The sequence below is a fragment of the Streptococcus oralis genome (genome assembly GCF_004127215.1).
Taxonomy (GTDB): domain Bacteria; phylum Bacillota; class Bacilli; order Lactobacillales; family Streptococcaceae; genus Streptococcus; species Streptococcus oralis_BD.
In genome coordinates this window covers 1-21,042 of the sequence record NZ_QEWJ01000011.1, presented here as the reverse complement: position 1 = coordinate 21,042, position 21,042 = coordinate 1, and the positions used below count along the sequence as shown (strand labels likewise).

Below are 21,042 nucleotides of genomic sequence, written 5' to 3'. Positions count from 1 at the left end.
ATTCAGAAAGGAGACTAAAAATGAAGAAAAAAATCCTAGCATGTTTGCTCATTTTATTTCCCATTTTCTCACTAGGAATAGCAAAAGCTGACACTGTTAAATCAAAGTATATCATTGCAAGTGATTCATCTTTCGCTCCCTTCGTATTTCAAAATTCAAGCAATGAGTACACTGGTATTGATATGGACTTGATTAAAGCTATTGCAAAAGATCAAGGTTTTGAAATTGAGATTACCAACCCAGGTTTTGATGCAGCGATCAGTGCTGTTCAGGCTGGACAAGCTGATGGTATTATTGCTGGTATGTCTGTTACGGATGCTCGTAAGGCAACGTTTGACTTCTCAGATTCCTACTACACTGCTAATACCATTCTCGGTGTAAAGGAATCAAGTACTATCGCTTCTTATGAAGACCTCAAGGATAAAACAGTTGGTGTGAAGAACGGGACGGCTTCTCAAACATTCCTTACGGAGAACCAAAGCAAATACGGTTACAAGATTAAAACCTTTGCAGATGGTGCATCAATGTATGACAGTCTAAACACTGGGGCTATCGATGCCGTGATGGATGATGAGCCTGTTCTCAAATATTCGATCAGCCAAGGTCAAAAATTGAAAACGCCGATCGCTGGGACTCCTATCGGCGAAACAGCGTTTGCAGTCAAGAAAGGCAGCAATCCAGAGTTGATCCAAATGTTTAATAAGGGACTTGCCAACCTCAAAGCTAATGGAGAATTCCAAAAAATTCTCGACAAATATTTAGCTAGTGGAGAAACAACTGCTTCTACAAGTACAGTTGACGAAACCACTATCTGGGGCTTGCTTCAAAACAACTACAAGCAACTCCTTAGCGGGCTTGGAATCACTCTCGCTTTGGCCCTTATCTCGTTTGCGATTGCCATCGTGATTGGGATTATCTTTGGTATGTTCAGCGTTAGTCCATACAAATCACTCAGAGTCATTTCAGAGATTTTTGTTGATGTGATTCGTGGTATTCCGTTGATGATTCTTGCAGCTTTCATCTTCTGGGGTATTCCAAACTTCATCGAGTCGATTACAGGTCAGCAAAGCCCTATTAACGACTTTGTAGCTGGTACCATTGCCCTCTCACTCAATGCAGCAGCTTATATCGCTGAAATCGTTCGTGGTGGGATTCAAGCTGTTCCAGTTGGACAAATGGAGGCCAGTCGCAGTCTTGGTATCTCTTATGGAAAAACCATGCGTAAGATTATCTTGCCACAAGCAACTAAACTCATGCTTCCAAACTTCGTCAACCAGTTCGTTATTGCGTTGAAAGATACAACTATCGTGTCGGCTATCGGTCTGGTTGAACTATTCCAAACTGGTAAGATCATCATCGCCCGTAACTACCAAAGTTTCAAGATGTATGCTATCCTTGCTATCTTCTATCTTGTAATTATCACGCTTTTGACTAGACTAGCGAAACGCTTAGAAAAGAGGATTCGTTAATGGCAAAACTAAAAATTGATGTAAATGATTTGCATAAGTATTATGGAAAAAATGAGGTTTTAAAAGGAATTACAACTAAATTCTATGAAGGAGATGTTGTTTGTATCATCGGTCCTTCTGGTTCTGGTAAATCCACTTTCCTCCGTAGCCTTAACCTTCTTGAGGAGGTAACGAGCGGTCACATCACTGTGAATGGTTATGATTTGACTGAGAAATCAACCAATGTCGACCATGTTCGTGAAAACGTGGGAATGGTTTTCCAACACTTCAATCTCTTTCCTCATATGTCTGTTCTAGAGAATATCACTTTTGCTCCTATTGAACACAAACGGATGACCAAAGAAGAAGCCGAGAAATTAGGGATGGAGTTGCTAGAAAAAGTTGGACTAGCAGATAAAGCTAATGCCAACCCAGACAGCCTCTCAGGTGGTCAAAAACAACGTGTGGCCATCGCTCGTGGACTAGCAATGAATCCAGACATCATGCTCTTTGATGAGCCAACTTCCGCTCTTGACCCTGAAATGGTCGGAGATGTACTAAACGTTATGAAGGAATTAGCGGAGCAAGGCATGACCATGATTATCGTAACTCATGAGATGGGATTTGCACGTCAGGTAGCCAATCGTGTTATCTTCACAGCGGATGGAGAATTTCTAGAAGATGGGACACCAGATCAAATCTTTGATAACCCGCAACACCCTCGTCTGAAAGAGTTTTTGGACAAGGTCTTAAACGTGTAAAACAAAACTGTAAGGTTCTCCTTACAGTTTTTTAATTGCGTATTGGATTTTTGATTTTTTTGAAAATTATGATAAAATAAAAGCTATGACAATGAGAAAATCTCATCCCTAGTCCAACTAGGAAAAAATATAGAAATTAGGTAGCTAGATGTCATCAAAGGTTATTGTTACAATTTTCGGTGCGAGTGGAGATTTAGCTAAACGCAAACTCTACCCTTCCCTTTTCAGACTCTATAAATCAGGCAATCTCTCTGAGCATTTTGCTGTTATCGGAACAGCTCGTAGACCTTGGAGTAAGGAATATTTTGAATCTGTAGTTGTCGAGTCCATCCTTGATTTGGCAGATAGTACCGAGCAAGCCCAGGAATTTGCTAGCCACTTCTACTATCAAAGCCATGATGTGAATGATACGGAACATTACATTGCTTTGCGCCAATTACAAGCTGAGCTCAATGAAAAATACCAAGCTGAACACAACAAACTCTTCTTCCTATCAATGGCTCCTCAATTCTTTGGTACCATTGCTAAGCACCTCAAATCTGAAAACATTGTTGATGGCAAAGGTTTTGAGCGCTTGATCGTTGAGAAACCATTTGGTACAGACTACGAAACAGCTAGCAAACTCAATGAAGATCTCCTTGCTGCCTTTGATGAGGAGCAAATCTACCGTATCGACCATTACCTAGGTAAAGAGATGATTCAGAGTATCTTTGCTGTTCGTTTTGCCAACATGATCTTTGAGAATGTTTGGAATCGCGAACACATCGATAATGTTCAGATTACCTTTGCGGAACGTTTGGGTGTTGAAGAACGCGGTGGCTACTATGATCAATCTGGTGCCCTTCGTGATATGGTGCAAAACCATACTCTCCAACTTCTCTCTCTTCTAGCCATGGACAAACCAGCTAGCTTTACAAAAGATGAGATTCGCGCTGAAAAGATAAAGGTCTTTAAAAACCTCTATCATCCAACCGAGGAAGAATTGAAAGAACAGTTTATTCGTGGTCAATATCGCTCTGGCAAAATCGATGGCATGAAATACATTTCCTATCGTAGCGAGCCAAATGTCGACCCAGAATCTACAACAGAAACCTTTGCATCTGGTGCCTTCTTTGTAGACAGTGATCGCTTTCGTGGTGTTCCCTTCTTCTTCCGTACAGGGAAACGTCTGACTGAAAAAGGGACTCATGTCAATATCGTTTTTAAGCAAATGGACTCTATCTTCGGAGAACCATTGGCACCAAATATCTTGACCATCTATATCCAACCAACTGAAGGATTCTCTCTCAGCCTCAATGGGAAACAAGTCGGTGAAGAATTTAACCTGGCACCAAGCTCTCTGGATTACCGTACAGATGCTACTGCTACTGGAGCTTCACCAGATCCATACGAAAAGCTAATCTACGATGTCTTGAACAACAATTCTACCAACTTTAGCCATTGGGATGAAGTAAGTGCTTCGTGGAAGTTGATTGACCGTATCGAAGAACTCTGGGCTGAAAATGGAGCTCCACTCTACGATTATAAAGCTGGAAGCATGGGACCACAAGCTAGCTTTGACCTACTTGAAAAGTATGGAGCCAAATGGACCTGGCAACCAGATATCGCTTATCGTGAAGATGGCCGGTTAGAATAACAAAAATATCCTGCAAGATTGACTTGCAGGATATTTATTTTGTATTAAATCAAGCCTTCTAAGAGACCCTTCATAAAGTTTTCGGAGTTAAATTCCCCGATATCATCGATTTTTTCACCGAAACCAATCAATTTTACAGGGATATTGAGTTCTTCACGAATTGCCAGAACGACACCACCACGGGCAGTTCCATCAATCTTGGTCAATACAATTCCTGTCACAGGGGTGATTTTTGAGAATTCTTTGGCCTGTACTAGAGCGTTCTGACCCGTAGAGGCATCAAGTGCCAGGAAGGTTTCATGTGGCGCTTCTGGCACGACACGCTTGATAATACGACCAATCTTTTCCAACTCAGCCATCAAGTTTTCTTTGTTTTGCAAACGACCGGCTGTGTCAATCATCAAAATATCAATACCTTCTGCTACTGCACGCTCCATCCCATCAAAGACAACGCTGGCTGGATCGGCTTTCTCAGGACCAGTTACAACAGGAACATCTACACGGCGGCCCCATTCTGCTAACTGGGCAACAGCTCCAGCACGGAAGGTATCCGCAGCAACCAACATGACTTTCTTGCCAGCTTGTTTGTAGCGATGAGCCAATTTTCCGATAGAAGTTGTCTTCCCAACACCGTTAACACCAACAAAGAGCATAACTGTCAAGCCATCTTGGAAATGGATTTGTTCATCGTAGTTCCCATCCTTTTCGTAGAGCTCAACCAATTTCTCGATAATAACACGGCGAAGTGCATCAGGCTTCTTAGCGTTTTCGAGTTTGGCTTCATAGCGAAGTTCTTCAGTTAAGTTTGAAGCGACCTGCACACCAACGTCACTCATAATGAGCAGTTCTTCCAATTCTTCGAAGAAGTCTTCGTCGACAGAGCGGAAGTTAGCAAAGAAGGCATTCAAGCGAGCTCCGAATCCCGTACGCGTTTTCTTGAGACTGCGGTCATATTTTTCCTGAACGGTTTCTTCAACTTGAGGATTTTCTTCTACTACTTCAGAAGCTAGCTCTTCACCAGTTTCTAGAGATTCTTGGCTTTCTTCTTCTAAAAATTCTTCAGGCTCTTGGCCTTGCTCTGTCTCATCAACTTCTAGATCAACCTCTTCTTGAACCCTTTCCTCAACCGCTTCTGGTTCAATCACTTCTTCTATCAAGACCTGAGGAATTTCTTCTTGAGCAAGGGTTTCTTCGACTTTGTCCCCTGCAGTCTTTTCCTGAGAAGTTTCTTCGACAGCTGTTTGGGTTGGTTCAACCTCTTCTGATAAATCAAGATTTTCCAGAGCTTCTTTTACAACATCTTCGATTTTCGGCTCTTCTTTTTTCCCGAATAAACGGTCAAATAGTCCCATATTCTAATTCTCCTTTAGCACGTATTCTTCGATAGCCCAGGCAACGGCTTCCTCATCGTTGGTCATCGGCGTAATGACATTGGCAACCGCCTTAACTGCTGGAACTGCATTTTGCATGGCAACTCCCAAACCTGCCCACTCAATCATGGAAAGGTCATTGGCCTCGTCACCACAAGCCATAACTTGACTTTGGTCGATGCCTAGATGTCTAATTAATTTCGCTAAACCTGTTGCCTTATGGACGTTTTTCGGTGACCATTCCAATAGCATTTCACGCGATTTGAAGATTTCATATTGGTCAAACAATTCTGGAGAAATCTGTTGAATCGCTGCATCCAAAGGTTCTTGGGCAAAGGCGGTCACACATTTATTATAAGTGATCTGACTGGATAGCTCTTCAAAGGCGACTGGCACGAAAGTCAGAGCTGGATTAAACTTAGCATAGAGACTTTCTTGGTCCGACTGGATTTGGTAGACTGTTCCTTCTGAAATGGCATCTAACGGCAAGCCTAGTTTTTCAGTTTCCTCGTACAATCGTGCCACATCGTCGATTGAAAAGACTGTTTTATCGAGAATCTCCCCCGTATTTTTCTGAACAAGCCCTCCATTAAAGGTGATGGTGTACTCATCCTCCTGTCCATCTGTTCCCAACTCCTTGAGAAAGAAATCCATAGCTTTCAGAGGACGCCCCGTTGTCAGCACGACCTTAATGCCACGATCACGCGCAACTTTGAGGACTGCCTTAGTTCGATCTGTTAGTTTTTTATCCGTTGTCAGCAAGGTACCATCCAAATCGAGTGCAATCAATTTAATATCTGCCATTATAAGCCCTCCATGTAAGTCATCACTGATTGGTCCTTATGGTGACCAATCACTGTCTCTGCTAATTCTAAAATCTCTGGTCGCGCGTTTTCAGGTGCAATTGGATGCCCCACAACCTGCATCATGTGAAGGTCATTGAGGTTATCTCCAAACGCCATAACCTGATCCATGGTCAGACCAAGTTTTTTTGCCAGCTCAACTATAGCCACACCCTTATCAACATAGTCCAAGACAATATCGATGGATTCAAAACCTGCTGTCATGGCTTTAACACCAGGAACATTTTCGTTGACCCATGCCTCACCAGCTTCTATCGTTTCTTCAGTAAAGTTAGTAGTGAATTTAAAAATCTCATCTCTGATATCTTCCAAACTCGCTACTTTTTGAATGTTTTCATTATAGTGACGACTAATCATGAGATAGGTCTCATCGACTGTATCCAACACATAACAAGCTTTTTTGCCCGTCAGCAGCATTTTACTTTCATCAAAATAAGGCGATTGCTTTAAAGCTTCAAAAGTGCTCAAGTAAAAGTCCCGAGACATCGTAGCCTCGTACATATCCTCTCCATGAAACTCAACATAACTCCCATTTTCAGCTATAAAAATCACTTCATCACGCACATCCGCAAATAGCTTTTTTAGGGACAAGATACCGCGACCCGAAGCCACTGCAAAATAAATTCCCTTTTCCTTGTAGGAAACAAGCAATTTTTTGAGGCGTTCCATATCAAACCGACCCTCTCCATCTAGAAAGGTCCCATCCATATCGGTTGCCACAAGTTTAATCATAAAATCTTTCATACTCCAATTGATAAATCTACCTTCTATTATACCATAGATAAACTGAAAAAAGGTCCAGTACAGTAGAATTGGCTACTGTATTCCAGTTCTTTTTCGGTAAAATTGCAAAGGACATGAAAATTAGAATTGTAGAACTTTTTTCAGATAGTTTAAAAAGTTTGTATTCCCCTTCTCTCTTCTCTATAATGGAGTGAAAGGAGAGAACTATGACAGAAATGAAACATGAATTTGATGCAAACTTTGCAGGACGACTCAATATCCTGCGCGCGGGCGTTCTCGGTGCCAATGATGGGATTATTTCCATTGCTGGAGTCGTTATCGGTGTTGCTAGTGCGACGAGCAATATCTGGATTATCTTTTTATCTGGGCTAGCCGCTATCCTCGCTGGTGCTTTTTCTATGGCAGGTGGCGAATATGTCTCTGTATCCACTCAGAAAGACACGGAAGAAGCCGCTGTCGCTAGAGAGCAATTACTCTTGGACAAAGACACCGAATCTGCAAAACAATCCCTCTATGCTGCTTATCTTCAAAACGGTGAGTGTGAAACATCCGCTCAACTCTTGACCAACAAGGCCTTTTTGAAAAATCCTCTCAAAGCCTTGGTCGAAGAAAAATATGGAATCGAGTACGAAGAGTTTACCAATCCTTGGCATGCTGCCGCTTCTAGCTTTATTGCCTTTGTATTAGGAAGTCTTCCTCCCATGCTTTCAATCATCGTCTTTCCGAGTGACTATCGCATTCCTGCTACTGTTTTTATCGTTGCCCTTTCCCTTCTCATTACCGGATATACCAGTGCTAAACTAGGCAAGGCTCCTACGAAAACAGCTATGATCCGTAACCTCTGTATCGGACTTCTCACCATGGCAGTGACTTACCTGTTTGGACAACTCTTTAGCATTTAAGATAAAAGAAATACCTCGATAAATATCGAGGTATCTTTTTTTACATTTGCACAATCTTGCGATAGCTTCTTGAGGTAATCATAAAGATCAAAACGTAGACGATGAGGAAGATAGCACAGATGGACAAAGTGACAGTCAACATCATGGTTGCATCTAGCACACCAATAACTTTTAGGATGAGGCTAAGCATGTGATAGGCAAAGGCAAGGTGTAGGAAGGCAAATAGCAATGGGAGGAAGAAAACAGTTAGGACCTGTTTATTAATGGTTTGCTTGATTTGCTTTTGATCGAGACCGACTTTTTGCAAAATGATGAAGCGTTCACGGTCTTCATAGCCTTCAGAGATTTGTTTGTAGTAGATGACAAGAACTGTTCCCACCATAAAGATGATGGAGAGGAAAATACCGATAAAGAAGACCCCACCAAAGAGAGCACTCATCTGCGCACTACTATCTGCTAGATTGCTTCCGTAAATAAAGCTTCCTTCTTTGCTTGATTCTCTATTAAAATCATCAAGGAATTTTGAATAGTCATCTGCAAGTTTGAGTTGCTCTTCCTCACTAGCTGTTACATTCATACCACCATAGTATTGATTAAAAATGGAAGAATTAGGATACTGGTCAAGAAAGGCTTTCAAGTCAGGAACAACCAGATAGTTATAGTCCGAAGTTAGAATATTGTACTGATTTGGTACATGTTCAAGAATAAAATCTTTTTTGATTTCTTCCTTTATTGTATAGGTCTGGTCATTTAGAGTCAGTTCTTTCTGTCCTTGAAGTTCTTTGTTTTTAGTAAACAATCCAACTTCCTTTCCTGAAAGTGCAAGTTTCTGACCCGTCATATTCTCGTAATCTTTTTGGTCAAAGACCATAAAAACGGTTTTCGGTTGAACACGATTTTGACCTTTCTCAAAAATGGTTAATTTCGTACCTTCTTGGTTTGCTACACCAAAGCTACTGTATGTAAGGACTTCTTTCTTTGTAACAGTCAATCCCTTATCACTAGCATACTGGTCTAGGAGTTTATTTATGTCTTCTTTTTCAACATTCTGTCCTGTAATTCCAAAATCATGTGGATTCATGACTTTCTTGAAAGTTTCAGAGCCTTTAAAGATACTGGTTGCTGCTGACATGGTTACCAAGACCATGGTTGAAAGAATAGCAATCGTTGCCAGACCAACCGCATTTTTCTTCATACGAAAAATGAGATTGGATACAGAAATCATGTTGTTAGGTTGGTAATAGTAACGCTTGTTTTTCTTCAAGATTTGTAGGAATACTGTAATCCCTGCATTGAACAAGAGATAGGTACCAAAGATTACCAGTAAGACCGCTACAAAGAAAATCAGCACAGCATTAAGTGGATTTTCAACGGTAACTGCTAGGAAATAGCCAGCTCCCATACTAATCAAACCTAGAATGGTTTGAAGACCTAAGAAACGTCCTTTTTTCTCACCACTGGCTTTTTCACGAGAGAGCTGAAGGGCATTCATGCGGGCTATGCGAAAGGCATTGATAAAAATCAAACCTAGGAAAATAGCGCCAAAAACGATGAGAACTAGTATAAAGACAATTGGTTGAAAAGTTGCTACGAGCTCCACCTTCATATTCATTAGCTTCAGAAGCAGAGCAAAGATTAGCTTATCAAAGAGAGCTCCTAGGCCAAGTCCAGCTGTCAAGGTTAGGGAGCCAAATATAAGAAGCTCCTTAAAGACCATGCTGATCAAATGGCGCTTTTCGAGACCCAGCATACCATATATACCCAGTTCTTTGGAACGGTTTTTCATGACGAAACTATTGGCATATAAGACAATGATAGCTGAGGCAATGGTGACAATCACCATACCAAGACCGAGCGTCATGGAGATAGTCTCTCCCCCTCGAATCTTGCCAATATTAGGGTTCAGTGTCAATGAGTAAAAGAGATAAGTGATGGTCACAGCTAAGAGAACAGCTAAAGCAAAGGGATAGTAGAGTTTGCGGTTTTTGATTAAGTTCGAAACCGCTAACTTATTGGTCAATCGAAACATACTAATTCACCTCGCTTGCCATAACAGTCAAAGTATCAGAGATTTCTTGGAACATCTGACGTTCTGTCTTGTCTCCACGGTAGATTTGGTTGTAAAGAATACCGTCCTTGATGAAAAGAACCCGCTTGGCCCTGCTGGCTGCCGCTGTTGAGTGAGTTACCATAAGAATAGTTTGGCCACGCTCATTGATTTCATCAAATACATCAAGTAAGGCTGCAGATGACTTGGAGTCAAGGGCGCCTGTTGGCTCATCGGCAAGGAGAATTTCAGGTTCTGTGATGATGGCGCGTGCTACTGCAACCCGCTGTTTTTGTCCACCCGAAATCTCGTAAGGGTACTTCTCTTGCAATTGGTTGATACCCAAATTTTCAGCTGTCACTACCAATTTTTTCATCATCTCAGTGATGGGTTTTCGAGATAAAACTAGCGGAAGCAAGATATTGTCCTTGACAGACAAGGTATCTAGCAGGTTAAAGTCTTGGAAGACGAAGCCTAACTTCTCACGACGGAAGCTCGAAGCCTGAGAATTTTTAATGGTTGCTGTGTCTGTTCCGTTTAGGTAAACCTGACCACGAGTCGGTTTGTCAAGCATAGCTAGGATGTTGAGTAGGGTAGACTTCCCTGAGCCAGACTCTCCCATGATAGCAACGTAGTCACCCTTTTCCACAGTAAAGTGAATGTCTTTAAGAGCCTCTACTTGGTTGCCTTGGAAACGTGTTTTGTAGATTTTTTGAACGTGTTTTACATCTAAAAGTGTCATGATTTTCTCCTTCTTAATATCCCATCAATTGAAACTGTGCTTGCATCATAGCGCATCCCAGTTGAACACGCTCGATATCTTTTTGACTTGGTTTTCTTCTTTTCTTTTGTAAGATTCTTTTCATGGTTTTACTCCTTTGTTCTTTATGAATCTAGTTTATCGCAAAAAAAGACGGCTTGCCATAACCTAACCTTACAAAAGAGACTTTAATCTTACATTTTTGTAAGATTGAAGAATTTTTTTGAAAATGGCTACTATAAGAAGTCCTGTCATTGCTTGTTTTATTCTTAAAATAATGGTAAAATTAAATTATGAAAAGGCTTTCTTTAACATCTTGTAAAAGAATTGGCTTTCTGCTAATTATTTTTAAAGGTGCTAAACTATCATTCGTATCACTGCTATAAGGAGGGAGGTTCAACTCCCTCTTTTTTAGAAAGAGGTTCCTATGAAACGTGTTTTTCTCTTCATCAGCAATCTTCTTCTGGCACTCTTTCTGATTGGTGCTTTGTCCTTTTGGAAAGACTCTCTTCCACAAATCCTGTTCCCAGGTGCAGCAGTATTAAGCGGGCAAGCAGATTATTCTACCGTTAAGGAAAAATTAAATAGTCTTGCTAAAGAACATAATAGTCTTATCGCAAGAACCATTTGGGAAGTGGATAGTGATGGAAAATCAAGAACTTTCTACGAAGCTTTTGGAGATGGGCAACTCCCAGACTGGATGCCTCCAGCAAGTCAAGAAAGCATTCACAAGAGCGATCTTCTCAACAACTACAATATTATCAGCGGTTCCCTAACTAGTCAAGAATTGGCTACTCATCTGAAAGAACTTGGACTAGAAAAAGCGAATGCATTTGAAAATGATAGAGTATCCTTCGTACTGGCCATGTTTACCCAACCTAATCAGCTCACCAGTATGTTAATCTTTTTGCTGACTTTCTTAGCTTTAATTGTTATCGGTCAGATTCAATCTCTCTCTCAGTCAGGGATTCGATTGATTTCTGGAGAGCGGCTGAGCCATCTCTTCTTTCGTTCTCTCGCAAGAGACGGACTTGATATCCTTCTTTTTGGTCTACCTGCTTTGCTGATAGCATGTATCTTGCTCATTTCCTTGGGATATCCTTATGAAGTTCAGACTTTTCTAGGAATACTTTTTATTCTTTACAATAGCCTACTTCTCTTACTTAGTCTTCTAATTGCCTTTCTTTTTACTATTTCTTTAAAAAAAGTCCATCTCCTCTCTATCATCAAAGGGAAATTACCAATCAAGTCAATTTTACGTATTCTTTACTTTGGTCAAGCTCTGTCTATCTTATTAGTTATTGTAGGATTTGGGCGCTTGTCCATTTATCATCATATATTTATGAAAAATGAGGCTGGACAAGCTACTTGGAAACAACACTCCAATATTGTTAATCTTCAAACAGGTCGTTCAAGTCAAATGAAAAATATAGATGAACTCAAAATGAATGCTAATAAATGGTTTGACTTTATTCAATATTCTTTAGAAAATGGAAATGCCTTTCTAGTCAAACATAATCTCGCTATTCAAGCTATAAAACACTCTCTTTCAACTCATAATGATTCTGAACAAAATCCCTATGACTTGGAAGGGAAAAATATTCTCTATGTAACACCTGACTACTTCAAAAAAGAAGGTATAGAGTTAACATCAGAAACCTTTAAAAAAATCAATAATCTAAAAGATGGACAGGTTCTTGTAATACTACCCCAAGAACAAAAGAAAAATGAGGAACAAATAAAACAAAACATACAAGAAGATTTAACTAATCGATTATACAGTAGTGATACAAAGCATAGAGTCGAAGTTAGTATAACTTATACTGATCAAAAAAAAGATGTATTCATTTATAATACTACCCATATTTCTTATGATCAATGGTTGTCAACCCCTATTTTTATCGTAGTTTCTCCTAAGGCACTTGGAAAAAATTCTTCTATATTTTGGTTTACGAATCTAGAATATCTCTATTTTACCGATTTACAGCAAACACAAGAACTTTTGAAGTACTATCAACTTGATCCTATGATTTCAAGATTATCCTTTGCTAGAGAGACCTACCTCCAGTTAAATCAAAAAATTAAAATCGAAATTTATAGTAATTTAGCGAGTGGTATTTTTGCTATCTTGACTTCAATTTTACTTTTTACAAGTTTAAACCTACTCTATTTTGAATCCTTTAGAAAAAGTATATTCTTGAAAAAAATAGCTGGCTATTATTTCTTAGAATTACATAGCAGATATATCATTTCTCAGATAATCGCTCTCTTCATTGGAAGTAGTATAGCACTATATATCTCTAAGAATTTATGGATTACGCTGTTTCTATTTCTCAGCTTTTCAAGTTTAGCTATTCTTCTATTAAAAATTTGTGATAAAAAGGAAACTAAAACTTATGCTAGCATTATCAAAGGAGGATAGTATGATTGAATTACAACATATTTGGAAACAATTTGGTTCTCGTATCATTTTTTCAGACTTGAATCTGAATTTTCAAAGTGGTATGGTGTATGCTTTGATAGGAGATAGTGGTTGTGGAAAAACCACTTTGCTCAATATGCTAGCAAAACTAGAAACTTTCGATAAAGGAGAAATAGTTTACAAAGGAAAGTCTTTGACTTCACTAAAAAATGAGGAATTTTATCGTAACGAACTAAGTTATCTCTTCCAGAATTTTGGACTATTAGAAAGTCAGACCATCCGAGAAAACCTTGAGCTAGGACTGATTGGTAAAAAGAAGAACAAAAAACAAGAAAAAGAGAGACTTCTTCTTCAAGCACTGCAAGCTGTCAGACTGGATTATCTAAGTCTCAACCAAAAAATCTATGAATTATCTGGTGGTGAAGCTCAACGCGTAGCACTTGCTAAGATTATCCTGAAAGATCCTCCTTTAATTTTAGCCGATGAGCCTACCGCCTCGCTAGACCCCAAAAATTCCAAGGAAATTATGGAAATTCTCCTTGAACTTCGTAATGCTAATAGAACAATTATCATCGCAACTCACAATCCTAGTATTTGGAAAATGGCTGATCAGGTAATTCGTCTTTCTAAAGACAAAACAGATTATAATTAAATATCAAAATCCCTTGTGGCTAAATAACCACAAGGGATTTTCAGTCATTTATGCTACTTCTTTTAAGTATCATAGTGCAAATAATAAATATTTACTGTTAAATCTCACCAAAACCAGCCATCATCATCGTTGATTGGTTGGGCTTCTTTGATTTTTCGTGGTCCTGTTCCGTACATTTCGGCTTCTATGTCTTCCTTAGTTGGTAAGATAGAGGCAAGGATGATGTAGATTATCACTCCGACTCCAAAATTTGCCACGGTAAAAATGGCGAAGAGAAAGCGGACTAGGGTTACATCAAAATTCCACTTATCTGATAGACCAGCTAAAACTCCTGACACCATACGATTTCGTCTCATTTTATAAAATTTTGTATTCATGATTATTTCCTCTTTCGGTATTCTTACAAGTAGTATAGCATAAAACGAGACCAAGAACATCAGTCCTTAGGCCGATTTAAGATGACGAGTTTACCTCGGCAGACGCCACAGCGATAGCGTTTTGTGTCAATTCTCCTCCTACGTTGATAGCTTTGCTGACAAGATTGGCACTGATAGACTAGGTAGGTACTTTTGTCTTTCAAAGGGGGAACAAAGCGCAGTCCATCCACTTCTTTCAAAAGTTCCTTAAAATCTCGGTCCTTGTGGCGATAACCCTTTTTCTCAAAATAAAGATGATAGTGACAGAGTTCATGGCGCACGATTTTGCGAAAGACTTCCAAACCTAGTTCTTTATAAACCTTGTAATTAAAATCCAAATGCCCATCCTTAGGGAAAAATCGTCCACCTGTCGTTCGCAGACGAGAATTCCACTGGGCTTGGTGCGTGAAAGGTCTACCAAAGTCTTCGAGGGAAACAGATTTAACGTACTCAGTTAGATTCATCTGGAGCTAGGAGCGACAGATTGACTTTTTCACGTTCAGTATCGATTTTCTTGACCCAAACCGTTACCAAATCTCCGACTGACACCACTTGGCTGGGATGTTTGATAAATTTGCGACTCATATGCGAAATATGAATCAAGCCGTCCTCATGAATCCCGATATCAACGAAGGCACCAAAGTCAACGACATTACGCACCACACCTTCTAGCTTCTGACCAACCACAAGGTCCTTGATATCCAGTACATCTTGACGGAGAACTGGAGCATCAAAAGAGTCACGGAAATCACGACCTGGTTTGAGAAGGTCTGCAATAATATCTTTAAGAGTTTCTGGGCCAAGGTCTAGCTCTTGCGCCATTTCCTTGACTGAAAGGGACTTAAGCTTATTTTGGGCTTCTTCGTTAAGGTCCTTGATATCCAAGCGTTTGAAAAGCTCCTTGACAGCAGCATAGTTTTCTGGGTGAACTCCTGTATTATCGAGGATATTGCTACTTTCAGGGATACGGAGGAAACCAGCAGCCTGCTCAAAGGCTTTGGCGCCTAGACGAGGAACCTTCTTAATTTGAGCGCGTGAAGTGATTTTTCCTTCTTCTTCACGGTATTTGACGATATTTTCAGAGATGGTTTTATTTAGACCAGCTACGTGTGAAAGAAGAGCTGGGCTGGCTGTGTTGACATTGACACCAACTTGGTTTACCACGGTATCGACGACAAAGTCCAGACTCTCAGATAGTTTCTTTTGACTTACGTCGTGCTGATACTGTCCGACGCCGATTGACTTAGGATCAATTTTAACCAATTCAGCAAGGGGATCCTGCAAACGACGGGCGATAGAGATAGCAGAGCGTTTTTCAACGGTTAAGTCTGGAAATTCCTGACGAGCAAGTTCGCTGGCAGAGTAGACCGAAGCGCCACTTTCATTGACGATAACATAGCTGACTTCTGGAAAATCTTTAAGAACTTCCGCCACAAAGGCTTCGCTTTCCCGACTGGCCGTTCCATTTCCAATGGCAATAATTTCCACACCGTATTGACCAATCAGATCGGCCAAATCTTGCTTGGCTTCTTCAATCTGACGAGCGGAGGCTGGTTTAACAGGATAGATGACTTGGGTCGTCAGCATTTTCCCTGTCGCATCAACGACAGCCAGCTTGGCACCTGTACGAAAGGCAGGGTCAAAGCCCAGGACCACGCGCCCTTTCAGCGGAGCAACTAAGAGGAGATTGCGCAGGTTGTCAGAAAAGAGTTGGATAGCCCCTTCTTCCGCCTTCTCGGTTAATTCTGTCCGAATACGGCGCTCGATAGCAGGCAAGACTTTTTTCTTAACAGATTGCTGAACCACTTCATCAATATAGGCATTCTTCACCTTGAAACGAGCAGCAAAGAAAGCTAGGATACGATCCGTCGCATGTTCAAAACCAACCTTCAGTATGCCAAGTTTTTCCCCACGGTTGAGGGCCAAGGTTCGATAGCCCTGCATGTTTCCAACAGTCTCAGAGAAATCATAATAAATCTGAAAAACTTGTTTTTCATCAAGACTCTCATCCTTGACTTGCGAAGTGATTTTAGAGTGTCTCAGTACTTCCTGATAGGTCAGAGAGCGCAAATTGACATCTTCTGATAAGGCTTCTACCAAGATATCAACTGCTCCAGCTAAGGTTTCTTGACCAGTCGCAAATCCTTCACAGACAAACTTTTCGGCCTCTTTCTCTAAGTCAGCTACGTTTTGTAAAATCAAGCGTGCGAGAGGGAAGAGTCCAGCTTCTCGAGCAATGGTTGCCTTGGTTCGACGCTTTTCCTTGTATGGAAGGTAGAGTTCTTCAACATCTGCTAGTTTTTCGGCAGCTAAGATAGCTTCTTCCAATTCCTTAGTTAGCTTTCCTTGTTCTTGAATCTTAGCCAAGACAGCTTCCTTGCGGTCATTGAGGTTAGTCAGGCTTTTATCCAAGTCGATAATGGCCTTAATCGCCACTTCATCCAGACTACCAGTCATATCCTTCCGATAACGCGCGATAAAGGGAATCGTCGCCCCTTCGGCAGTCAAACTCAGAACGGTATCGATTTGCTTTAACGTTACACCCAAATCTTGGGAGATTTTTTCATATTTTTTATCCATAAACCTATTATACCATAATGAACAAAGCTTGTTTCACCTTACCTGTTTTTACATCTTTGATTATCAAAATAAAAATAATCCCTTTTCCGCAAAATAATAGTATAATAGAAGTAGAATTTAGAAAAGAGGTAGGCACATGGCTGTTAAATTTACAAAAACTGATGACCTGGACAAGATGTTTGAAGAGTTTGCCAAACTTCCTGATCTCACTCAGGTCACTTTTCCAGATGATAAAGATAAAAAAGAAAAAGTTGAGAAGAAAAAATAGATGACGATTTTCCAATCTCTTCCTCCTAGTGTATTACAAGCTGGGGCCATTTTTCTCTCCATCATCATCGAAGCCCTTCCTTTTGTTCTGATTGGGAGTCTCATTTCGGGGTGGATTGAGGTCTATATCACGCCTGATAAAGTTTATGAGTTTCTTCCTCGCAATCGTTGGGGGAGGATCTTTTTTGGTACCTTCATCGGCTTCCTCTTTCCATCCTGCGAGTGTGGAATCGTCCCGATTATCAATCGTTTTCTGGAAAAGAAAGTTCCCAGCTACACGGCTGTTCCCTTTCTGGTGACTGCTCCCATCATCAATCCTATCGTTCTTTTTGCTACATACTCTGCCTTTGGCAATTCAATAAAGCTTGCCTTCTTGCGAGCGCTGGGAGCTATTGTGATTGCTTTGGTGTTTGGGATTTTCCTAGGATTTTTCTGGAAGGAACCCATTCAAAAAGAGAATCCTATCACTTGTCACGAACATGACTTTTCACACTTAACTCCTGCTAGAAAGGTCTTTCAGGTCTTTATACAGGCTATTGATGAGTTTTTCGATATGGGTCGTTACTTGGTCTTTGGCTGTCTCTTTGCGGCTATCGTGCAGGTCTATGTCCCGACTCGGATCCTGACCTCTATCAGTGCTAGTCCAATCCTTGCGATTCTCTTACTCATGTTTCTAGCCTTTCTCCTCTCTCTTTGTAGCGAGGCGGACGCCTTTATCGGTGCTTCTCTCCTCTCGAGCTTCGGCCTAGCGCCAGTCCTTGCTTTTCTGGTCATTGGCCCCATGCTTGATATCAAAAATCTCCTCATGATGAAACACTATCTCAAAGCGCGCTTCATCTGGCAATTCATGGGCATCGTGACTCTGCTTGTCTTGCTTTATTCTTATATGATAGGAGTGATGCTATGATTCGATTTATCATTCTATTGGGCTATTTTGCTCTGACCCTTTATCTACAGCTATCTGGAAAGCTCAGCCACTACATAAACCTCCACTATTCCTATCTAGTCTATATCTCCATGGTCCTTTCTCTTCTGTTGGCTCTGGTGCAATTCTACATCTGGATTAAGAAAATCAACTCTCACAGCCATATGGAAGGTCGTCGAGCTAGACGAATCAGCATCCTATTACTGTCACTACCTCTGTTGATTGGGGTTGCCTTTCCTACCGTAAGTTTGGACTCGAGAACCGTGTCTGCTAAGGGATACCATTTCCCACTTGCTGAGGGAATTGACACAGCCATTCAGGCAAGCGAAGGAACATCCAGTCAATACCTCAAACCCGATACCAGCACCTATTTTTCCAAATCTGCTTATGAAAAGGAAATGAGGACTACAGCTGATAAATACCTCTCCCTGCCAACCATTCAGGTCACAGACGAAAACTATATGGAGGTCATGGAAGTTCTCTATGACTATCCACAAGAGTTTGAGGGAAAGAAAATCGAGTTTACAGGTTTTGTCTATAACGATCCTAGCCATCCAGATAGCCAGTTCCTCTTTCGCTTTGGAATCATCCACTGTATCGCAGACTCTGGTGTATATGGACTCTTGACCAAGGGAAACTCACGCCAGTATCCTGATAATACTTGGATTACCGCTAAAGGAACCCTGACCCTCCACTACCATAAAGAACTCAAACAAAAACTCCCAACACTGGAAGTTGAGAGTTTCACAAAAGTAGACAAACCAGAAAATCCTTACGTTTATCGTGTGTTTCAATAAAAATGACTTTTTGGTAACCCACTACAGTTGACAAAGAGCTATTAAAAAGCCTGTCACACAAGCTCAAATGCTTGATATGACAGGCTTTTTCTAAACTCATTATTTAACAGCGTCTTTAAGAGCTTTACCAGCTTTGAATGCTGGAACTTTAGAAGCTGCGATTTTGATTTCTTTACCAGTTTGTGGGTTGCGACCTTTACGTGCAGCACGCTCACGAACTTCAAAGTTACCAAAACCGATCAATTGAACTTTTTCACCAGCTGAAAGGTATTCAGTTACTGCTGCAAATACAGCGTCAACTGCTGCTGCTGAATCTTTCTTAGTCAATTCTGTAGCTTCTGCTACTTTAGCGATCAAATCTTGTTTATTTGCCATGTTAACAAATCCTCCAAATAATTTCTAATTAACAACTATAATCATATCCTAAAATTGCCCACAGGTCAAGTCAAAAACGCTATTTCTAACGATTTTTCTCTATTTTTTTAGGAATGATATCGAACTAAGATAGCCCATGCATTTTCGCCTGTATGGGTCTGAATGATAGAGCCCGTTTCCAGTACTGAGATTGGTTTTTCGACATAAGTTTGTAAAACATTCTTCATCTCATTGGCCCATTCATTAGTACCAGCGTAGGATATTCCAATTTCTGCAACAGATTTATGAGAGAGAGCCTCTGCTAGTTCATCAAGCCATTTTTTAAATGTCTTAGCACCACGCCCCTTTACAATAGGCTGGAGTTCATGATCCTTCATTTGCATCACAACTCGGATATTCAAAAGAGAGCTTAGCAAACCGGTCACACGTCCGATACGTCCACCCTTAACTAGGTTTTCTAATGTTGAAACACCGATATAGAGTTCTGTATGATTTTTGACGTCCTCTACATGAGCTAAGATTGTTTCTAAATCTTTACCCTCTTTAGCAAGTTTAGCAGCTTCAACAACTTGAAACTTCATAGCTTGATCTGTAAAAGAACTATCAATAACCGTCACATCAGCAGTTGAGAGACTTGCCCCTTGGCGAGCAGCTTCAACAGTTCCAGACAAGGCATGGGACATGTGAATAGCGAGTATCTGACTGCCGTCTTTACCTAGTTCTTCAAAGACCTCAGCAAATACTCCCACTGGAGGCTGACTGGTTTTAGGCAGATTTTTACTCTCTTGCATAAGATGAAGGAATTCTCCCTCTTTCAAATCTGCATCAGAATAAAGGATACCATCAATCATCACAGATAAAGGAACAACTGTAATATTCAACTCTTTCAAGAGTTCTGGCTCAATAGTAACAGAGGAATCAGTTACAATTTTTACTTGTGTCATATCTTCAATCTTTCTATTCTTCTCAATAAGATAGTGATTTATCACCTTTATTATATCAAAAAATTGCAAAAAAATCATAAGAGATCCAATTAAAACGCTTGAAAATTTGGTATAATCTATCTAATAGAAAATGCGAGGGAGAATCATGATCCGAAAAGTTCAGCCTATTATCACTATCATACTAGGGGCAGCTATTTATGCCTTTGGTCTTACCTACTTTGTAGTTCCCTATCATCTATTTGAGGGTGGTGCGACAGGTATTACACTAATTACCTTCTACCTCTTTAAAATTCCTGTCTCAGTGATGAATCTCTTGATAAATATTCCTTTATTTATCCTAGCATGGAAAATATTTGGCCCCAAGACCCTCTATTCCAGCCTTTTAGGATCTATTTCTCTTTCCGTTTGGCTGGCAATCTTTGAGCGCATTCCTTTACACATCGACTTGCAAGGAGATCTCATCATTGTCGCTTTGGTCTCAGGGGTTTTATTAGGAATTGGATTAGGAATAATCTTTAATGCTGGTGGGACCACTGGTGGTTCAGATATTGTTGCTCGTATCCTCAACAAATACACCAATATTTCGATTGGGAAATTGCTCTTTGGGATTGACTTTTTTATCCTAATGTTGATTTTAATCATCTTCCATGACCTTCGTTTGGTCACCTATACCCTCTTGTTTGACTTTATCATCGCCCGTGTTATCGACTTGATAGGCGAAGGAGGTTATGCTGGTAAAGGATTTATGATTATTACCCAATATCCTGATCAATTGGCCAAAGAGATTAACGATGAACTCGGACGTGGCGTTACCTTTATATCTGGTCAAGGCTACTACAGCAAAAAGGATTTAAAAATTATCTACTGTATCGTCGGTCGAAATGAAATCGTAAAAATGAAGGATATGATTCACCAAATCGATCCTCAAGCCTTTATCACTATCACTGAGGCTCATGAAATTCTCGGTGAAGGTTTTACTTATGTGAAAGAATAAAAAGCTGGGAATTGTACTGACCCCAAAAAGTTAGACAATTAATTTATCCGAAGGATTTAGTTCTGTATTGCACAGGACTGAGTCCTTTTAGTTTTATCTTAATTCGTTTATTGTTGTAGTAATCAATGTAGTCCACAAT

The 21,042-nt window shown here is 40.4% G+C and carries 21 protein-coding genes; 10 read left to right on the top strand and 11 right to left on the bottom strand.

Going from position 1 to position 21,042, the window contains the following annotated elements; translation table 11 throughout:
* Positions 1–20: 20 nt before the first annotated feature.
* The 3 genes from DF216_RS08385 to zwf all read left to right on the top strand — a co-directional run bounded on the left by DF216_RS08385 (position 21) and on the right by zwf (position 3,845).
* Positions 21–1,469 (top strand): amino acid ABC transporter substrate-binding protein/permease, encoded by a 1,449-nt coding sequence (locus DF216_RS08385; protein ID WP_129326547.1) that lies wholly within the window; start codon positions 21–23, stop codon positions 1,467–1,469.
* Positions 1,469–2,209, top strand: coding sequence for an amino acid ABC transporter ATP-binding protein (locus tag DF216_RS08380; RefSeq protein ID WP_001096337.1), 741 nt, complete (start codon positions 1,469–1,471; stop codon positions 2,207–2,209). The genes DF216_RS08385 and DF216_RS08380 overlap by 1 nt, the downstream gene beginning before the upstream one ends.
* A gap of 148 nt (positions 2,210–2,357) precedes the next feature.
* Positions 2,358–3,845: a glucose-6-phosphate dehydrogenase gene (zwf, locus tag DF216_RS08375; RefSeq protein ID WP_000096109.1), complete on the top strand. Its 1,488-nt coding sequence runs from the start codon at positions 2,358–2,360 to the stop codon at positions 3,843–3,845.
* A gap of 44 nt (positions 3,846–3,889) precedes the next feature.
* Here the strand turns inward: zwf and ftsY are convergent, their stop codons facing one another.
* From ftsY to DF216_RS08360, 3 genes are read right to left on the bottom strand one after another with little or no spacing between them, the layout of a single operon-like run.
* A complete protein-coding gene (ftsY, locus tag DF216_RS08370) occupies positions 3,890–5,197 on the bottom strand; it encodes a signal recognition particle-docking protein FtsY (protein ID WP_129326546.1) in 1,308 nt (435 codons plus the stop codon).
* Positions 5,198–5,200: 3 nt separating this feature from the next.
* The gene (locus DF216_RS08365; RefSeq protein ID WP_129326545.1) at positions 5,201–6,019 is read right to left on the bottom strand and encodes a Cof-type HAD-IIB family hydrolase; all 819 of its coding nucleotides are present in this window, start codon (positions 6,017–6,019) and stop codon (positions 5,201–5,203) included.
* On the bottom strand, positions 6,019–6,810 hold the full coding sequence (locus DF216_RS08360) for a Cof-type HAD-IIB family hydrolase (RefSeq protein ID WP_129326544.1): 792 nt from the start codon (positions 6,808–6,810) through the stop codon (positions 6,019–6,021). The genes DF216_RS08365 and DF216_RS08360 overlap by 1 nt, the downstream gene beginning before the upstream one ends.
* Positions 6,811–7,028: 218 nt before the next feature.
* Between DF216_RS08360 and DF216_RS08355 the strand changes: the two genes are divergently transcribed.
* A complete protein-coding gene (locus DF216_RS08355; RefSeq protein WP_129326543.1) occupies positions 7,029–7,724 on the top strand; it encodes a VIT1/CCC1 transporter family protein in 696 nt (231 codons plus the stop codon).
* Between the two features lie 40 nt (positions 7,725–7,764).
* Here DF216_RS08355 and DF216_RS08350 read toward each other — a convergent pair whose 3' ends face one another.
* Both DF216_RS08350 and DF216_RS08345 read right to left on the bottom strand, forming a co-directional pair.
* Positions 7,765–9,753 carry an ABC transporter permease gene (locus DF216_RS08350; RefSeq protein WP_129326542.1) on the bottom strand — a complete coding sequence of 663 codons (1,989 nt, stop codon included), beginning with the start codon at positions 9,751–9,753 and terminating at the stop codon, positions 7,765–7,767.
* A gap of 1 nt (position 9,754) precedes the next feature.
* The gene (locus tag DF216_RS08345) at positions 9,755–10,513 is read right to left on the bottom strand and encodes an ABC transporter ATP-binding protein (protein ID WP_000173369.1); all 759 of its coding nucleotides are present in this window, start codon (positions 10,511–10,513) and stop codon (positions 9,755–9,757) included.
* Positions 10,514–10,958: 445 nt separating this feature from the next.
* Here DF216_RS08345 and DF216_RS08340 point away from each other — a divergent pair, with 445 nt between their 5' ends.
* Both DF216_RS08340 and DF216_RS08335 read left to right on the top strand, forming a co-directional pair.
* The gene (locus DF216_RS08340) at positions 10,959–12,953 is read left to right on the top strand and encodes a DUF1430 domain-containing protein (protein WP_129326541.1); all 1,995 of its coding nucleotides are present in this window, start codon (positions 10,959–10,961) and stop codon (positions 12,951–12,953) included.
* Between the two features lies 1 nt (position 12,954).
* The gene (locus DF216_RS08335; RefSeq protein ID WP_129326540.1) at positions 12,955–13,605 is read left to right on the top strand and encodes an ABC transporter ATP-binding protein; all 651 of its coding nucleotides are present in this window, start codon (positions 12,955–12,957) and stop codon (positions 13,603–13,605) included.
* 104 nt (positions 13,606–13,709) lie between these two features.
* On the opposite strand, the gene DF216_RS08330 is transcribed toward DF216_RS08335, so the two are convergent.
* From DF216_RS08330 to DF216_RS08320, 3 genes are read right to left on the bottom strand one after another with little or no spacing between them, the layout of a single operon-like run.
* A complete protein-coding gene (locus DF216_RS08330) occupies positions 13,710–13,982 on the bottom strand; it encodes a PspC domain-containing protein (protein WP_009730226.1) in 273 nt (90 codons plus the stop codon).
* Positions 13,983–14,041: 59 nt separating this feature from the next.
* Complete coding sequence (locus DF216_RS08325) at positions 14,042–14,485, bottom strand: SprT family protein (protein WP_129326539.1); 444 nt, start codon at positions 14,483–14,485, stop codon at positions 14,042–14,044.
* A complete protein-coding gene (locus DF216_RS08320) occupies positions 14,472–16,601 on the bottom strand; it encodes a Tex family protein (RefSeq protein WP_129326538.1) in 2,130 nt (709 codons plus the stop codon). The genes DF216_RS08325 and DF216_RS08320 overlap by 14 nt, the downstream gene beginning before the upstream one ends.
* A gap of 136 nt (positions 16,602–16,737) precedes the next feature.
* Between DF216_RS08320 and DF216_RS11025 the strand changes: the two genes are divergently transcribed.
* Genes DF216_RS11025 through DF216_RS08305 form a run of 3 tightly spaced genes read left to right on the top strand, consistent with a single transcriptional unit; the run spans position 16,738 to position 18,590 of the window.
* Positions 16,738–16,869, top strand: coding sequence for an SPJ_0845 family protein (locus tag DF216_RS11025; RefSeq protein WP_000268696.1), 132 nt, complete (start codon positions 16,738–16,740; stop codon positions 16,867–16,869).
* Positions 16,870–17,775 (top strand): permease, encoded by a 906-nt coding sequence (locus DF216_RS08310; protein WP_129326537.1) that lies wholly within the window; start codon positions 16,870–16,872, stop codon positions 17,773–17,775. It begins immediately after the preceding gene.
* Positions 17,772–18,590, top strand: coding sequence for a TIGR03943 family putative permease subunit (locus tag DF216_RS08305; RefSeq protein ID WP_129326536.1), 819 nt, complete (start codon positions 17,772–17,774; stop codon positions 18,588–18,590). The genes DF216_RS08310 and DF216_RS08305 overlap by 4 nt, the downstream gene beginning before the upstream one ends.
* 99 nt (positions 18,591–18,689) lie before the next feature.
* Here the strand turns inward: DF216_RS08305 and DF216_RS08300 are convergent, their stop codons facing one another.
* The gene (locus tag DF216_RS08300) at positions 18,690–18,965 is read right to left on the bottom strand and encodes an HU family DNA-binding protein (protein ID WP_129326535.1); all 276 of its coding nucleotides are present in this window, start codon (positions 18,963–18,965) and stop codon (positions 18,690–18,692) included.
* A gap of 107 nt (positions 18,966–19,072) precedes the next feature.
* A complete protein-coding gene (locus tag DF216_RS08295; RefSeq protein ID WP_129326534.1) occupies positions 19,073–19,909 on the bottom strand; it encodes a DegV family protein in 837 nt (278 codons plus the stop codon).
* Between the two features lie 145 nt (positions 19,910–20,054).
* Between DF216_RS08295 and DF216_RS08290 the strand changes: the two genes are divergently transcribed.
* The gene (locus tag DF216_RS08290; protein WP_129326533.1) at positions 20,055–20,903 is read left to right on the top strand and encodes a YitT family protein; all 849 of its coding nucleotides are present in this window, start codon (positions 20,055–20,057) and stop codon (positions 20,901–20,903) included.
* 43 nt (positions 20,904–20,946) lie between these two features.
* Here DF216_RS08290 and DF216_RS08285 read toward each other — a convergent pair.
* Positions 20,947–21,042: IS3 family transposase (locus DF216_RS08285; protein WP_164979025.1), on the bottom strand; the 96-nt coding region annotated here is incomplete at its 5' end.

Bases quoted from the DNA above. Each gene is read 5' to 3' on its own strand.
- DF216_RS08330 (WP_009730226.1), bottom strand. From the start codon at position 13,982: ATGAATACAAAATTTTATAAAATGAGACGAAATCGTATGGTGTCAGGA.
- DF216_RS08345 (WP_000173369.1), bottom strand. From the start codon at position 10,513: ATGACACTTTTAGATGTAAAACACGTTCAAAAAATCTACAAAACACGT.
- DF216_RS08320 (WP_129326538.1), bottom strand. From the start codon at position 16,601: ATGGATAAAAAATATGAAAAAATCTCCCAAGATTTGGGTGTAACGTTA.
- DF216_RS08305 (WP_129326536.1), top strand. From the start codon at position 17,772: ATGATTCGATTTATCATTCTATTGGGCTATTTTGCTCTGACCCTTTAT.
- DF216_RS08335 (WP_129326540.1), top strand. From the start codon at position 12,955: ATGATTGAATTACAACATATTTGGAAACAATTTGGTTCTCGTATCATT.
- DF216_RS08365 (WP_129326545.1), bottom strand. From the start codon at position 6,019: ATGGCAGATATTAAATTGATTGCACTCGATTTGGATGGTACCTTGCTG.
- DF216_RS08325 (WP_129326539.1), bottom strand. From the start codon at position 14,485: ATGAATCTAACTGAGTACGTTAAATCTGTTTCCCTCGAAGACTTTGGT.
- DF216_RS08355 (WP_129326543.1), top strand. From the start codon at position 7,029: ATGACAGAAATGAAACATGAATTTGATGCAAACTTTGCAGGACGACTC.
- ftsY (WP_129326546.1), bottom strand. From the start codon at position 5,197: ATGGGACTATTTGACCGTTTATTCGGGAAAAAAGAAGAGCCGAAAATC.
- zwf (WP_000096109.1), top strand. From the start codon at position 2,358: ATGTCATCAAAGGTTATTGTTACAATTTTCGGTGCGAGTGGAGATTTA.
- DF216_RS08340 (WP_129326541.1), top strand. From the start codon at position 10,959: ATGAAACGTGTTTTTCTCTTCATCAGCAATCTTCTTCTGGCACTCTTT.
- DF216_RS08310 (WP_129326537.1), top strand. From the start codon at position 16,870: ATGACGATTTTCCAATCTCTTCCTCCTAGTGTATTACAAGCTGGGGCC.
- DF216_RS11025 (WP_000268696.1), top strand. From the start codon at position 16,738: ATGGCTGTTAAATTTACAAAAACTGATGACCTGGACAAGATGTTTGAA.
- DF216_RS08360 (WP_129326544.1), bottom strand. From the start codon at position 6,810: ATGATTAAACTTGTGGCAACCGATATGGATGGGACCTTTCTAGATGGA.
- DF216_RS08290 (WP_129326533.1), top strand. From the start codon at position 20,055: ATGATCCGAAAAGTTCAGCCTATTATCACTATCATACTAGGGGCAGCT.
- DF216_RS08295 (WP_129326534.1), bottom strand. From the start codon at position 19,909: ATGACACAAGTAAAAATTGTAACTGATTCCTCTGTTACTATTGAGCCA.
- DF216_RS08300 (WP_129326535.1), bottom strand. From the start codon at position 18,965: ATGGCAAATAAACAAGATTTGATCGCTAAAGTAGCAGAAGCTACAGAA.
- DF216_RS08380 (WP_001096337.1), top strand. From the start codon at position 1,469: ATGGCAAAACTAAAAATTGATGTAAATGATTTGCATAAGTATTATGGA.
- DF216_RS08385 (WP_129326547.1), top strand. From the start codon at position 21: ATGAAGAAAAAAATCCTAGCATGTTTGCTCATTTTATTTCCCATTTTC.
- DF216_RS08350 (WP_129326542.1), bottom strand. From the start codon at position 9,753: ATGTTTCGATTGACCAATAAGTTAGCGGTTTCGAACTTAATCAAAAAC.